Source organism: Mesorhizobium sp. M4B.F.Ca.ET.214.01.1.1, assembly GCF_004791545.1.
Classification (GTDB): domain Bacteria; phylum Pseudomonadota; class Alphaproteobacteria; order Rhizobiales; family Rhizobiaceae; genus Mesorhizobium; species Mesorhizobium abyssinicae.
The window spans coordinates 222348-237253 of the sequence record NZ_SRUX01000004.1 but is presented as its reverse complement, the minus strand read 5'-3'; the positions used below and the strand labels follow the sequence as shown (position 1 = coordinate 237253).

Annotated in this window: 13 protein-coding genes; 7 read left to right on the top strand and 6 right to left on the bottom strand. The window is 62.4% G+C overall.

Features of this window, described 5'->3' with window-relative positions; all coding sequences use genetic code 11:
• Positions 1-19 precede the first annotated feature (19 nt).
• On the top strand, positions 20-2053 hold the full coding sequence (locus EN857_RS10370) for an ABC transporter ATP-binding protein/permease (protein ID WP_128346358.1): 2034 nt from the start codon (positions 20-22) through the stop codon (positions 2051-2053).
• A gap of 93 nt (positions 2054-2146) precedes the next feature.
• Positions 2147-2794, top strand: a complete 648-nt coding sequence (locus tag EN857_RS10365) for a class I SAM-dependent methyltransferase (protein WP_127393599.1) — start codon at positions 2147-2149, stop codon at positions 2792-2794.
• Here the strand turns inward: EN857_RS10365 and EN857_RS10360 are convergent.
• Positions 2781-3845 (bottom strand): aminopeptidase, encoded by a 1065-nt coding sequence (locus EN857_RS10360; RefSeq protein WP_187331258.1) that lies wholly within the window; start codon positions 3843-3845, stop codon positions 2781-2783. The genes EN857_RS10365 and EN857_RS10360 overlap by 14 nt on opposite strands.
• 260 nt (positions 3846-4105) lie before the next feature.
• Between EN857_RS10360 and EN857_RS10355 the strand changes: the two genes are divergently transcribed.
• Complete coding sequence (locus tag EN857_RS10355; RefSeq protein ID WP_127393597.1) at positions 4106-4522, top strand: DOPA 4,5-dioxygenase family protein; 417 nt, start codon at positions 4106-4108, stop codon at positions 4520-4522.
• A 101-nt stretch (positions 4523-4623) separates the two neighbouring features.
• Here EN857_RS10355 and EN857_RS10350 read toward each other — a convergent pair whose 3' ends face one another.
• On the bottom strand, positions 4624-5535 hold the full coding sequence (locus tag EN857_RS10350; protein ID WP_128346357.1) for a LysR family transcriptional regulator: 912 nt from the start codon (positions 5533-5535) through the stop codon (positions 4624-4626).
• Between the two features lie 167 nt (positions 5536-5702).
• Between EN857_RS10350 and EN857_RS10345 the strand changes: the two genes are divergently transcribed.
• The 4 genes from EN857_RS10345 to EN857_RS10330 all read left to right on the top strand — a co-directional run bounded on the left by EN857_RS10345 (position 5703) and on the right by EN857_RS10330 (position 9166).
• Positions 5703-6401 carry a type 1 glutamine amidotransferase domain-containing protein gene (locus EN857_RS10345; RefSeq protein ID WP_127393772.1) on the top strand — a complete coding sequence of 233 codons (699 nt, stop codon included), beginning with the start codon at positions 5703-5705 and terminating at the stop codon, positions 6399-6401.
• Between the two features lie 466 nt (positions 6402-6867).
• Positions 6868-7023, top strand: a complete 156-nt coding sequence (locus EN857_RS34650) for a hypothetical protein (protein WP_187331221.1) — start codon at positions 6868-6870, stop codon at positions 7021-7023.
• A 367-nt stretch (positions 7024-7390) separates the two neighbouring features.
• Entirely contained in the window at positions 7391-7981 is a 591-nt protein-coding gene (locus EN857_RS10335) for a hypothetical protein (protein WP_135858508.1), read from the top strand.
• A 318-nt stretch (positions 7982-8299) separates the two neighbouring features.
• A complete protein-coding gene (locus tag EN857_RS10330; protein WP_245494800.1) occupies positions 8300-9166 on the top strand; it encodes a metal-dependent phosphohydrolase in 867 nt (288 codons plus the stop codon).
• Between the two features lie 109 nt (positions 9167-9275).
• Here the strand turns inward: EN857_RS10330 and EN857_RS10325 are convergent, their stop codons facing one another.
• Genes EN857_RS10325 through EN857_RS10310 form a run of 4 tightly spaced genes read right to left on the bottom strand, consistent with a single transcriptional unit; the run spans position 9276 to position 14578 of the window.
• Entirely contained in the window at positions 9276-10346 is a 1071-nt protein-coding gene (locus EN857_RS10325; protein WP_127286609.1) for an adenylate/guanylate cyclase domain-containing protein, read from the bottom strand.
• Positions 10347-10349: 3 nt separating this feature from the next.
• Complete coding sequence (locus EN857_RS10320) at positions 10350-10844, bottom strand: Rab family GTPase (RefSeq protein WP_126056366.1); 495 nt, start codon at positions 10842-10844, stop codon at positions 10350-10352.
• A gap of 13 nt (positions 10845-10857) precedes the next feature.
• Complete coding sequence (locus EN857_RS10315; protein WP_135858506.1) at positions 10858-13905, bottom strand: OmpA family protein; 3048 nt, start codon at positions 13903-13905, stop codon at positions 10858-10860.
• 7 nt (positions 13906-13912) lie between these two features.
• Complete coding sequence (locus EN857_RS10310; RefSeq protein ID WP_127284993.1) at positions 13913-14578, bottom strand: hypothetical protein; 666 nt, start codon at positions 14576-14578, stop codon at positions 13913-13915.
• Between the last annotated feature and the right edge of the window lie 328 nt (positions 14579-14906).

The window sequence follows — 14906 nt, the reverse complement described above, 5'->3', positions numbered from 1 at the left end:
TTAGGCCGTTGTCGGCCTGATGTCAGAAGCTAGATCCAAATCGAAACCGGCCCGCGGCGCCAAATCGCGTACTGCCCGAACGCCGGGCAAAGCGAAATCGGGCCGGGAGAAATCGAATGAAGACAAGCATTTGGTTGTCGAAGCCGCGCCTGAGGTCAATGGCGAGGCGGCGCCACCGCCGGAGGCTGCCGAACCCGATCCGCAGCTGGCGCCCGAGCAAGCCGAGCAGGCGCGCAGGAAATATCTGCTGAAGCGTTTCTGGATCAGCGCGCGCGGCTACTGGAGCCGTCGCGGCGACCGGCTCGCCTGGCCGCTCACCATCGGCGTGCTTTTGCTGATCTGCATCAATATCGGCTTCCAGTACGGCATCAATGTCTGGAACCGCTCGATCTTCGACGCGCTCGAGCAGCGCAACGCCCGCAGCGTCTATTTCCTCAGTGCCGTCTTCGTGCCGCTGGTGCTGTGCAGCGGCAGCCTTGTCGTCACGCAGGTCTATATGCGCATGACGATCCAGCGCCGCTGGCGTTCCTGGCTGACCACCGCGGTCATCGCGCGCTGGCTGGCCAGCGGCCGCTACTATCAGCTCAACCTGGTCGGCGGCGACCACCAGAACCCCGAAGCGCGCATGACCGAGGATTTGCGCATCGCCACCGAATCGCCCGTCGATTTCATCGCCGGCGTCCTCAACGCGTTCCTGTCGGCCTCGACCTTCATCATCGTGCTGTGGACGATCGGCGGCGCGCTGACCCTGCCGATCGGCGGCGAAAGCGTCACCATTCCGGGCTTCCTGGTGATCACGGCGGTGATCTATGCCGCCATCACCTCGACCTCGATGGTGGTCATCGGCCGCAACTTCGTGCGCATCTCCGAGACGAAGAACCAGGCCGAGGCCGAGCTGCGCTACACGCTGACGCGCGTGCGCGAGAACGGCGAGAGCATCGCGCTGCTCGGCGGCGAGGACGAGGAGCGCAGCGGCATCGACAGGAATTTCGGCCATGTGCTGAGGCAATGGGCGCTGCTGACCGGCCAGCACATGCGCACCGCGCTGGTATCGCAAGGGTCGTTGCTGTTCGCGCCGGTGGTGCCGATCCTGCTCTGCGCGCCGAAATTCCTCGCAGGCGGCATGTCGCTTGGCGAGGTGATGCAGGCGGCTTCCGCCTTCGGCATCGTGCAGGGCGCGTTCGGCTGGCTGGTCGACAACTACCCGCGGCTTGCCGACTGGAACGCCTCGGCGCGGCGCATCGCGTCGCTGATGATGTCGCTCGACGGGCTGGAGCGCGCCGAGCAGAGTGACGCGCTCGGACGCATAAGCCGCGGCGAAACCGAGGACGGCGCCATGCTCAGCCTCGACAATCTCTCGGTGACGCTCGACGACGGCACCGCCGTGGTCAAGGAAACCGGAGTCGCGATCGAACCCGGCGAACGGGTGCTGGTGGCGGGCGAATCCGGCTCGGGCAAGTCGACGCTGGTGCGCGCCGTCGCCGGCCTCTGGCCATGGGGCGGCGGCAGCGTCAATTTCCACCCCGGCAGGCGGCTGTTCATGCTGCCGCAGCGGCCCTACATCCCCACCGGCACGCTGCGCCGCGCCGTCGCCTATCCCGCCGCCGCCGACAACTGGACGGCCGAAGAGATCAACACCGCCCTCGACAAGGTCGGCCTCGCCTATCTCGCGGCCAGGCTCGAGGAAGAGGCGCCATGGGACCAGACGCTGTCGGGCGGCGAAAAGCAGCGCCTCGCCTTCGCGCGCCTCCTGCTGCACAGCCCCGACATCATCGTGCTCGACGAAGCGACCTCGGCGCTGGACGAGAAGAGCCAGGAGAAGATGATGAAGACCATCGTCCACGAGCTGCCGAAGGTGACCATCATCAGCGTGGCGCATCGCGCCGAACTCGAAGCCTTTCACAGCCGCAAGATCACGCTGGAGCGGCGCAAGGGCGGCGCCAAGCTGGTCAGCGACATCGAGCTCGTCCCGCGCAAGGGCAAGCGCAACGTGTTCCAGCGCGCCCTGTGGGGGAGCGGTACGAAGGGCGGAGCGCGGCGTGAGGTGGAGTGAGGCCCGCTGGTTCGATTCTTTGGCCGGCTCGGCCGGTTACCTTGCGTTTAGCTCCGCCATGTAAGGAATCCGCACTGCGGAGGGCGCACGCGAATGCTGGACAACTACGAGCTGGACGGGTTCGGCGTGATCCACCAGATCGACTTCACCCCGATCAAGTACGACAAGCAATACATCTCCTATTACGAGGATTTGAGCGACCGGACCATCAAGCTCGGCTATCAGCGGCTTGGCTGGGTGCTGGGCGTCACCGGCGAGATTCCCCGGTCGGTGCTGGAGATCGGCTACGGCACCGGCACGTTCGTCGAAGCGGCGAAGATAACCGGCGTCGCCGACTGCGCCGGCTGCGACATCGCCAGGTTTCCGCTGCCGCAGGGCGTCCGCTTCGTCGATTGGGATGAGGCGCTCGCCAGCTCGTGGGATCTCGTCGCCATGTTCGACGTGCTCGAGCATATACCGGACCTGAGTTTCCTCGCCCGCCTCAAGGCCCGCCACCTGGCCATCGCCGTGCCCTATTGCCGCTGGCGCGAGCTCGGCGCCGACGGCGATGCGTGGTTCCAGACCTGGCGCATGCGCCTGCCCGACGAGCACCTGCACCATTTCGACCGCGGCTCGCTGGTGGCGCTGCTCGCGCACCACGGCTTCGAGTGCGTGACGCTGAACTCGTTCGAGGACGGGATCAGGCTGCGGCCCGGCGAAGCGGGTCCGAACATCCTGTCCGGTTTCTTCAGAAAGCGTTAGGCCGCGCGGCCGCGGTCCCGGCGCCCGGTCGATCACAGGTAGCGGCAGTCTTGAGCGCTTCGGCACGGGAAGGTTGGGGCAGATCGGCGATGCGTCGAACGGAAGCGTAGAACCTCGGATAGTCGCCGGCGCACAGGTCGAACAGGCGAAGAAAGGCCGGAACCTGTTCGCCGTAGACGGCGGTCGCGGCGAGCTTTGCGTTGTTGATCGGGGCCGAGAACCAGGCGTCGTAGCCCCGATATCCCGCCCAGCGCCGGTCGCGCAGCTGCCGATAGCGCATGCGCAGCCTGTCGATCGCGGCAGCCTTGGCGGCCGCCATCTGCTCCGGGCTGCGGGAGCTTTCATAGACCTGCCCCAGCTCGTCGCGGGTTTTCGCCAGCAGTGCGAGAAAATCGGCCCTGCGCCTGCGATCGGCTTCGTAGCGGCGCAATCCGGCGCGATCGCCAGCGGCGCGCAGCCATTTCCTGACGCCGGTGGTTTCGACGGCAACCGCGAAGGCCTCGTTGAAGGCGGAGTCGCCGTCGACATAAAGGCGCTGATGCGCCAGTTCATGAAAGATCAGGCTGGCGAGATAGGTGTCGTCCTGACCGAGCATGGTGCTGAGCAGCGGGTCGCTCGACCAGCCCAGCGTGGAATAGGCGGTGATGCCGGTGACATAGACGTCCAGCCCCTGCCTGTGCAGTTCGAGCGCGCTTTCGGTCGCGGCTTTGCGGGCAAAGTAGCCCCGGTATGGAACGCAGCCGAACACTGGAAAGCACCATGTGCGCGGCGCAAGCGAGAACTGCGGCGCGGCGAAAACGGCCCAGGTCACGGCGTCGCGATGGATGTCGACATAGCTGCGGTAGCTGCTGTTGTCGGGCAGCGCCAGCTCATCCGTCGCAAACCGCCTGATGGCGCTCGCCGACGTCAGCCTGGCGCGCAAGGCCTGAGGCGTCGAAGGATCCTGGACGAGCGTTCCGACATCTTTCCGCGCGGCCATGATCTCGACATGACCCTGCAGCGACTGCGCGTAGTAGGAGATGCTGGTGCAACCGGTCAGCCCGGACGCCATGATAACAGCGGCAAGCAAACGAAAAACGCGCTTCACAGCCTGCCCACCGCTTGCCCATCTCCCCCTGGAACCGATTGCACCATGTCTCATCAGGCGCACCAGTTTTCGTCAAGATGTCGGCGGGCCGGACTTTCGACTTTGGCAGGATTGGCAAAAGGCGGCCATTCGCCTTTGAATTGACTCAAGTCCGCCAAGCGCGCGAGGCTGCCTGGAGGGCCTGGGAGAGCCGGGCGCGACACCAATCGAAGGGGAGGATCGCGGTGAACGAGAAAAACAGTCCGAGGCAGCTTGCGGAGATCGCCAGCTATCACGCCCATATCTACTACGCCGGGCAGCCTGAGCGGCAGCATGCCGAATGGCTGCGCCTGCGCATCGCGGAACGCTTCCGCGTGCGCCTGGGCAACTGGCGCGACGAGCCAGTCGGTCCGCACCAGCAGGCCATGTACCAGGTCTCCTTCGCCAACGCGGTTTTCGCCACGCTGGTGCCATGGCTGATGCTGAACCACGGCGGCTTGAGCATCCTCATCCACCCCAACACCACCAACCCCAAGCGAGACCACACGGTCGACCCGGTGTGGATCGGGCAGGCGCTGGGGGTGCATGAGGAGGTGCTCGGCGAGGAGGACGAAGCGGAAGAGGCGCTGGAGGTGAATACGGAGCCGACGCTGGGGGCGTGAGGGGGGGTCTGGGCAGCGCCATCCCCCTCTCCGACCGCTACGCGGCCCCCACCTTGTGGGGGACAGGCTCGAGCAACACGCGCCGAACCAGAAAGGCGCTCTCAGGGGACTTGCGCCGTCATTTCCTTTGCCAGCTCGCCGATCAGCGAGCGCAACCACCTGTGGGCGGGGTCGTGGCGGTAGCGAACGTGCCAGGCCATCTCCACCGGAAAGGTGCCGAGGTCGACCGGCGTCGGCAGCCCCTTCAGCCGGGGATCGCGCTCCAGACTGCGGCAGATAAGCTTCGGCAGCGTTGCGCAATAGTCGGTGACGGCAAGCATCTCCGGCACGGCAAGGAAATGCGTGACGGAAACCGCAACCTCGCGCTTGAGGTTTTGCTGCCCCAATGCCTGGAAGACACCCGCGCGCAGCCGGCCCGGCGGCAGCACGTTCACATGCTTGAGCATTTCGTACTGTTCTCGGGAAATCCGGTCCCGCACGCCGGGATGGTCCTTGCGCACCACGCAGGCCAGCCCATCGTCCATGAGATGCTGGACGACGAGGTTGTCCGGCGGATCGACGATCCGGCCGAGCACCATGGCCGTGGTGCCGGAAATGACCCCGGTCTCGGCCAGATCGTTGCCGAAGGCCGTCATGCGCAGCTTGATCCCCGGCGCTCGTTCGCGCGCCCTCGCCACCAGCGCCGGCATCAGCACGATCTCCACGTAGCTGTTGGGGGCAAGGGTGAACAGTCGTTCGGTGGTTGCCGGCTGGAACTCCTGCTGGTTCAGGATGAGATCGTCCAGTTGCGCCAGCGCCGCCTCGATCGTCGGCGCGATCTCCTCGGCGAGCTGCGTCGGCTTTATGCCGTAGCGTTCCCGGATGAACAGCGGATCCCGCAGGGTGTCGCGCAGGCGGTTCAACGAATTGGACAGCGCCGGCTGCGTGATGCCCAGCCGCGCTGCCGCCCGTGTCACGCTGCGCTCCTCCATCAGGGCCAGGAAAACCGGGAGCAGGTTCAGGTCGTATCTCATCGAGATATAATCTCAGATAAATATCTGAAATCGAAGAAGTAAATTTCTGAAATATGTGGGCAAGTGCCATTATCGGCTCCTCGATAAGCCGATGCGGCTGATCGAGCTCCCAATCAACCGGCGGCGACGCCTCGCGGCGCGGCATCCTCTGACGAAAGCAAGCGACAATGAAAGTCCTCATCGTACTCACCTCCCACGACACTCTGGGCGACACCGGCAAGAAGACCGGCTTCTGGCTCGAAGAGCTGGCAGGGCCGTATTATGTCTTCAAGGACGCCGGCGCCGAGATCACGCTCGCCTCGCCGAAGGGCGGCCAGCCGCCTCTCGACCCGAAGAGCGACGAGCCGATGTTCCAGACCGACCTTACGCGGCGCTTCAGCGCCGACGAGCTTGCCAAGGCGCAGCTTGGGGAAACGGTGCGCCTGGACAGCATCGACCAGAAGGACTTCGACACGGTCTTCTACCCGGGCGGACACGGGCCGCTGTGGGATCTGGCCGAAGATCCGAATTCGATCAGGCTGATCGAATCCTTCGCTGCCGCCGGCAAGCCGGTCGGCCTCGTTTGCCATGCGCCGGGCGTCCTGCGTCACGTGACCAATCCCGACGGCACCCCGTTCGTTCAAGGCCGCTATGTCACCGGCTTCACCAACGCCGAGGAAGCGGCCGTGGGTCTCACCAACGTCGTGCCTTTCCTCGTCGAGGACGAGCTCATCCAGCTCGGCGCGGTCTTCTCCAGGGTCAAGGATTGGGGCGTGCACACGGTGGTCGACGGCCGGCTCGTCACCGGTCAGAATCCGGGGTCGTCGGTCGAGGCGGCGGAGGCGCTGATGGCTGCCGTGAGCCTGGTGAAGACCAGGGCCGCCTGAGCGGGCCGTGCATCGCGACCTGCCGCAGACTCGCGCCACGCTTCGTCATCCTCGGGCTTGACCCGAAGGGGTGCGCTGTCCGCCGGCGCTCTCAGCGCCTGGTGCTCCGGCTCCGCCAACGCTTCGTCATCCTCGGGCTTGACCCGAGGATCCATGCCGTGACGCTTTTCGTAGAATGCGGCGGATCAAAAACTGCACCGTCGCAAGGCGCGCAGGTCGCGGCATGGATCCAGGGTCTGCGCGCGTCGCTTCGCTCCTTGCTCCGCCCCAGGATGACGAAGGTGACAAACACGGCGCTCCTTGACGCGCCCGCTGTCGCCATCGGCGACCGCTGCGCTTGCAGGAATTGCTTCGCCCGTCACGACATACCCCTTTCGGCCTAGTCCATATTATTCGGTAAGTGACTCGCACGCCGGTCGAGCCAATACTTCCTGCTGGTAATCATGCCGGGCGGGGGCTCGCAAACATGGATTCCGATATCGTCTCGGGCATAGCCGTTGCTTCGATCGTCGTCGGCCTCGCCGGTCAGGCCGTTCTGCTTTGGATCACCTGTCGCGGCCTCGGCTGGACGCCGGCGATCGTGAGCAACCGCAGACGGCGTCTCGCCAGTGACCGCGATTAGAATTCGCCCGGCACGCCGTATATGCGTGGCATCGTCATGGACGTGACTAACCCGAAGGTGGCGATCTTCCTCGCCTTCCTGCCGCAGTTCCGGAGCGCGGCAGCATTGCCGCCCAGATGCTGACGCTCTGCGCCATCTTCATCCTCTGCGCCTTCCGAGCCTCCCTGCACGCGCACTTCCTCGAGTTCATCGTGAGCGTGCAAGGCCGGGATCCAGTTTCATCAGGATCGTGGATTCGCCGCCGGCCTCATCCTTGTAGATTGCTTTCATGTAGACGCCCGGCGCGGCCGAAGTGAACGCGCGTGGCCCTCTCCGAATAACCTGTTCCGTAGTATAGCGAATCGACTTTGAAAATTTGGAGATTCCATTGCTTCGCCGCAGTCTTATTGCCCTTGTCGCGATCGCTCTTACAGGTTGCGTCGCGTCCTCCATTGACCCGCAGAGCAAGGCCTCCTTGGGCTTCGTCTACGTGGAGCCGGTGCAGCTGTCGAAAGCCACTGTCTTTGCGCCAAATTCAAGTGAGGCAAATGCAAGTTCGGGGAAAGTGCCCGCCACGGTGGCAGAGGCCACTTCCCGTCTTCAAGAGGTCGTGGATACGCGCACCAACCTCCGCGAGTTCATCGAGAGTCAGGCGAAGGAAGACCTTGTCAGCAAGGGATACCGCGTGACAGACGCGGCATCGGGCGCCTCCGCCAGGCTGAAGATCAACGTCAACCACGCATTGAGCGTTCCGGTTAACGATGGGCGAGGCATTGCAATGACCGTCAGCGCTGAGATGGTTCGTTCATCGGACGGCAAACGGCTAATCTTCGCCGGCGCCAGCCAGATCAACGATGCCGAAGCGAAGGGCGTTCGCATGGCGCCCTATGCCGAATGGTTCACGAATGATGAGTTCTTCGTAGAGCAGTACCGCTTGGTAGCCCGGCTGCTTACAGCTCAGGCCCTTGCGGGCCTGTAGGGGCGAAAAAACTCGGTGGAGGCGACGCCCCGCACCGGATCTAACCCAACGCGAAAACTGTGAAAGCGGAAGCAAGGGCCTTGTCGCGAGCCTGATCACCGACCATGCGAGGCGATCGCCGGTCTGCCTATCCTCCCTGACAGCCTCGGCAGCAGGAAAATCTCCGCCCCCCGGCAACATTCGGCAGTCGCCGCTGCCTTGGGGCCTTGGTCCTATGAAATCTGTGCCGGAACCGTGCTAGGGTGGCCGCCGCAGGACGCGGCTTGCCGCGCTTCAAGGCGGTCAGGAACGATTGTCATGCTCAATCCAATCTCCATCATGGCCGACCGGCTCGGCGACTATCTGTCGGAACTCTACCTCCAGTATTTCTCGCATCGCAATCCGGAATATGCGAGCTACCTGGGCGGGGCGGCCCGCCTTGTCCTGGAGCGCATCGGCAATTCGAACGCGCTCTATCACAACATCGAGCATACGCTGATGGTTACGCTCGCTGGCCAGCAGATCATTCGCGGCCGGCTACTTTCGGAATCCCTGACCCCCGATGACTGGCTGCATTATACCTGCGCGCTGCTTGTCCACGATATCGGCATGGTGCACGGCGTGTGCGAGGGCGACACCGAGGACAGCTTCGTCATTAACGAGGCCGGCGACCGCTATACGCCACCGCGCGGCGCCTCCGACGCGGTGCTTGCGCCCTATCATATCGACCGCGCCAAGATCTACGCGCGGCAACGTTTTGCTTCCTCGAAGTTCATCAACGAGGAGCGCATCGTCGAGGCGATAGAGATGACACGCTTTCCGGTGCCGACCGATCCGGCCTACCAGGTCACCAACACCGAGCCTGCGCTGGTCAGGGCCGCGGACCTGATCGGCCAGCTCGCTGATCCCTTTTACCACCGCAAGCTGCCGGCGCTGTTTGCGGAGTTCTCTGAGATCGGGATGGTGGAAAAGCTCGGCTGCAGGACCGCCGCCGATCTCGGCGCCCTCTTTACCGATTTCTTCACACTGCAAGTCGAGCCTTACATCGCCGACGCGATCCGCTATCTGGAGCTGACGACGGAAGGCAAACAGTGGATTGCCAACCTCCACAGCAACCTCTTCCAGTCCGGGCATCGCCCGGCCAGGATCGGGCCGTTCCCCGGCCTGTTGCAGCCCACCTCGGCAAGCCATTTGGTGGAAACTTAAGAGCCTGGGATCGTTTCCCTTTCCGCCGGCCCGCAAAGGTTGCATGCGGCGGCTGTCAGGCATCGTCGCCAGGCCCGCATCCGCCGTGGTCGTGGTCCCAAGCGGCAAATCAGGCCGGGAGCCGCCACATTCGCACCAGACCTGTGCCACGCAATTCCGTTTCCCCGAGCGGCTCGCAAGCAAAATCCGGTCCGAGCAATTGGTGGGTTGCATCAGAAATACGGATTTCATCGGGCTCCGCGGCCTTTTGAATGCGCGCGGCGAGATTAACGGTGTCGCCCCACAGGTCATAGACAAACCGCCTTTTGCCTATGACGCCCGCCACGATCGGTCCGGAGTGAATTCCAATTCTGAGACGTAGCGCTTCGCCTGCGAAGCGCTCTCGCCTGGCCGCCTCCCGCAGCTCAAGCGCATAATTCGCAATGGCTTGCGCATGATCGGATCGCGCGACCGGCAGGCCAGCGACCGCCATGACACAATCGCCGATGGTTTTGATCTTTTCGCAGCCGTATTGTTCCGAGAGCAGATCGGCCGCCCTGAAGAAGTAATTCAGGATAGCGATCGTCGTCGCGGCTCCGACGCTCCGCGCTCTTTCGGTAAAGCCGACGATGTCGGCAAAAAGCACACTGACCTCCGCGTGGTTGTCTGCAATTTGCTCGTCCGCTTTCAGCCGCTCCGCGATCGACGCCGGAAGAATGTTGAGGAGCAGGGATTCGGCACGGCGGTATTCGCGCGACAAACCCTCCTGGCTCTCCCTTAACGCCTCGTTCGTCGATTGCAGCTTCGCATTGAGTTCACGCTCCCTCTCCTGCAGGAGCGTCATTTCATAAGCCTTCTGCTGAAGCCGCTGCTGATGGTCGCGTTCGGGCGTGGCGTCGAGAAAGAGCAGCCACACCGAGCCGCTGTCGTCAAAGAAATGAAGGTCCGCGACACGCCCGCCGGGCAGTTCCATCATGGGCAAATGGAATGGAAGCTCTGGGCAAGGCAGCAGCCCTTCCATGATTTCGAGTTGATCGGCAACGGGCTCGCCAGTGCGAAGCGACAAAAGCCCGTAATATCCAAGGTTGCCGCCCTTCGCTTCTATGCATTGCCGGGCGTCGATTTTTAGATATGCCGCAGAACGCTCCTTAGAGAAGAAATCGTATATCCAGCTTCTGACTTCTTTCGGCAACCTAGCCATGGTCTACTTGGCGACCATCGAGGCAAGCTGACGAAACGCATCGTCGACATGTTCGCCCGAAAGCGCGCTTGTCAGATAGATTTGCCATCCGCGTTGCTTCAGTTCGTCAATCTCACCATCCGGTATTGCCCAGCGATCGGTCAGATCGGATTTGTTGAACAGCAATACAAACGGCATGGCACCGAATTCGGCCTCGACGCGCTCGCGCAGCGTAAGCGCCACGGCAAGAGTAGCGGGCCGGGTTCCGTCGACGACAAGTACGAGCCCGGTCGCACCTCGCACATAGCTGACGCGGAATGAGCCGATATCGTCTTCGCCGGCCAAATCCCACAAAATCAGATCCACGGTCTTGTCCGGAAACGCGACGCTTTTCTTGTCGATCTTCACGCCCACCGTGGTCAGGTAGTTTTCCGAGAAGATGCTTTGCACGAACCTGCGCACCAGGCTCGTTTTGCCGACAGCGAACCCGCCCAACATGCAGATCTTTTTTTGCAGCATCCTGGGCCCCGCACTACTCCAGGCTGACCGTAACCGAAACCCGGCGATTGGTGGAGTTCCCAGTTCGACTATTTTCATTTTCGGGCACCGCCGGCTCAAAGGTGCCCGCGCCCCGGACCTGCAGCAGTTCCGGAGCGACGCCGCGCTTGTTGAGAAGCGCGCGAACCGTCTCGGCGCGGGCGGCGCTGATCGACGCGTTGGCCGTCTCACGGCCCGTTGTGTCCGAATGGCCGGTCAACATGAACCGCGCTGTCACGCCTGCCTTGCGGGCATTTTCGGCGAATTCCTTCAACTGATCAGCCAATCTGTCAAGCACCGGCGCCTGCTCCGGTCCCGGCACAACCTTGCCGGAAGAGAAGAAAATATCGGTCGTCTGGATGGCCTCTCTCAAATGATTAAGTTCGGCAAGGTTCAGCTCGCGCAACTGCGAGACATCCAGAATCACTCCGTCCGCCGAAAGTTGGTCGGCGGCGGCCTGTGCCCGGCCGATCCAGCCGGCAGGAGCCTCGCCCACGACAACGATGCGACCCTGGATGATCGAAAGCTGAACCGATTTCGGCGGGGACAGCGACGCCGTCAGCCGCTTCACCACGAACTTCGGATCAAGACTCTGATAGAATTGCCACTGTGAATGAACGCGGGCAGGATCAACCCCCGTTCCGGACAGCAGAGCTTGCGGGTCGGCGGCAAGCGGGTCTCTCAGACCGGAAATGTAGAAATGTCCGCCCCTCTCCGTTTGTTGGGCGACGATGATTCCCGGTTGAGCCTCAAGTCGCGACACATAATACTGCCAATGCTCCGCCGCGCGTGCATCGGGGCTCACATCACGAACCTTGGAAATGTCGAACTTCGGTCCGCCTACCGAAAGCTGTCGTGCCGCCGCGCGCGCCCGATCTATCCAGGTGTCGGGAGCCTCACCCTCGGCAACGATGCGGTCATTGACGATCGAAAGGCGCACGGTATCCGGCGGATACAGCGACGCCGTCAGCCGCTTCAACACGAACACCGGCTCAAGGCTCTGATAGAATTGCCAGCTTGCATGAACGCGAGCGGGATCGACCTGCGTCCCGGCCAGCAGCAACTGCGGGTCGACGGCAAGCGGGTCTCTCAGGCCGGTAATATAGAATTGGCCATCGCGCACATTCTGTTGGGCGACGATGATGCCGGGCTGCTTCTCCAGTCGCGACACATAGGCCTGCCAGCGCTCCTCGGGGCTCACATCACGGACACCGGAGATGTCGAAGACCGGGCCGCCGGCTGAAAGCTGCTGGGCGGCGGTCCGCGCCCGGTTGATCCACGCGGTGGTGGCCTCACCCGCCGCAACGATGCGATCATCGACTACGGAAAGCCGCACCGAATCCGGCGGCGCCAGCGACGCCGTCAGCCGCTTCAGCACGAACTGCGGCTCAAGACTCTGGTAGAATTGCCAGCTTGCATGAACGCGCGCGGGATCGACCTGCGTCTCGGCCAACAGCGAATGCGGGTCGGTGGCAAGCGGGTCTCTCAGACCGGCAATATAGAATTGGCCATCGCGCACAGTCTGATCGGCGACGATGATGCCGGGCTGGGTCGCCAGTCGCGACACATAGGCCTGCCAGCGCTCCTCGGCGCTCACATCGCGGACCCCCGAGATGTCGAAGACCGGGCCGCCTGCCGAAAGCTGCTGGGCGGCGGTCCGCGCCCGGTTGATCCACGTGGTGGTAGCCTCACCCTCGGCGACGATGCGACCGTCGACGACCGAAAGCCGTACCGAACCCGGCGGCGCCAGCGACGCCGTCAGCCGCTTCAGCACGAATTCCGGCTCAAGGCTCTGATAGAACTGCCAGTCTGAATGAACGCGGGCGGGATCGACCTCCGTTCCCGGCAACAGCGACTGCGGGTCAACGGCGAGCGGGTCTCTCAGTCCGGCAATATAGAACTGGCCGCCACCAATTTTCTGCTCGGAAACGACGATCCCCGGCTGGGTCGCCAGTCGCGACAGATAGGTCTGCCAGCGCTGCCCCGCTTGCCAGGAAAGAAAGAACCAGGCGCCTGCCGCAGTCACAATCAGCAGGGCTGCCGTCACCACCAGCCACGGGAATCCCTCTTTCGAATCCGTATGCTGCAGCTCGACGCAGGTCTGCAACTGCGTCTCCACGCCGGGCAACTGCGATGTGTCGCCGTCAAACTCCTCTAAAGCCTGCGAGGATTCATCGTGGATTCGGAGCAATGCATCGCGAATTACGTCATGCAATTCCTCCGGCGGGTTTCCCCGGATCACCGCAACCAGCGTCGCAAACGGTCCGACTTCCGACCAGAGACGAAGCTCGCCGAACCGGATGGTGTCCAGGCCGCTGTTCTCTTTCTCGTTGAACGAGTCCTTCACGAAATCCTGAATTGCGCTGAGCATCGAGGAAATCAGTTGAGGGTCTTCGCTGGTGGCGTTTTCGGCGGTTACATGCGCGATCAAAAGCCCAGATCTGCGGCTGATCAGAAAGACATGCTCCACGCGATAGACGAGAGAATGCTTGAGAACGACTTCGGAGAAGCTTGTTCCGGTTCTCCAAGCCTCAAATCTCCACTTGAGGCCATGCCAGGTAAATATATGCCTTAAAGATTCATTCAGGGACTGGAAGGTCTGGTCGATCTTTTCGCCGATCGACTTGCGAATGGCCGGCAGAAACACCGGATACAATATATCCGTCAGTATGTGCGGGTTCTTCTGGATGGACCGCTGCGCGGCCCTTTCTACGGCCGGTGCGAGGGCCTCGCCGAGTTGCATATGAGACGCGCGCGCGGTTGCGTCGGGGAGAACGTTCCCTACAGCGGCTGCAAGCTGCTCAGGCTCGTCGAGCAGGTGCGTAACGCGTGAAAGTTCCGAGATTTCGCCGCCGACGAGCAGCTGGCGAAGCCTTTCCAACCGATGATCGGCGGCTGGAACTCCTTCGTAAAGCGCATGGTTGTCCGGATCGACGTTCCGGGCAATTTCCACCAAAAGGCGGGCCAGAGCCTCGCGATCAATCCCGGTATCGTTCGAAGCTGGTCTTTGGGGAAGGCTGATTGGGTCGACGCTCGACGTCAAGTTCCGATCAACTCGCTTTCCAGCTACGCTCCGAGTTGCTCTTGCTGCCAACGGGATCCTGATTCAGACATTTTGCGACCTCGACAAACAGGCCGGCCAAAAGATTTCGGTCGGTCTTGACGTTGCTGAGATCGGAAAAGATCTTCTCCATCAGCATTTGAGCGCTTTCGTTCTTTTGCTTGATTTCCTCGCGCAGCAAATGGTCGCTTCTGTTCATGCGATCCGCTATTTCGCGCTCGAGCTCGCTCAATTGATCAGACAACGCGCGCACCTGCTTTTCAAGCGCCTGATTCTGATCGCGAAGATTGCGGTCGATCTCCTTGTCGGCCTCGGCTCGCGCATCTTTTTCGTTCCGCAACTGCGTCGCCAGCGAGTCAACCTGCTTCTTCGCATTTGACTCGTAGGTTTCAAGATTGCGCTTGGCTTCGGATTCGACATCCTTGAAGCGCTGCAGGAACCGCTCTTCAAGCTTGGAGAAGCGGCGGTCATAGTCCTGCATCTGGTTGCCGAACAAAAGATCGCGTATCTTGTCGACACCTGGAGCGTCACCGCCGGCCCCGCCCTCGCGGCTTTGGGCGGCCATGAAGTTCAGCCCGTTTTCGCTTACGTTGCCTAACAGATTTGCGTCCGCTTTATTTGCCGAAGAAGCGGCACTCGAAGAGTCCTTTGCCATCCTTACGCCCCATAGACCGATGAGAAACTCCGAAACGGGGAACATGTCAGACAAATACCCGGGCCACAAGCCGGAATCCTGTTGGCTTGGGCCGATTTGTGCGTCCTCGGTTCGTCTCTTGGACCAGCAACAGATGCACGAGTTCCGATTGGTGTCGCTCTTGTACCTCTTTGTGATGGGCGGCACACATGCTGTCTCGCACCGGCTGTATACTGAGACCATCAGCTTCTGATGCGGCCCAACGCAAGCGGCCGTAGGATGGACGTGGGCTTCGGGTCAGAATCGGACATTAGCGAACGGAAGCTCCTGATCACGCGCGGGCACAGAA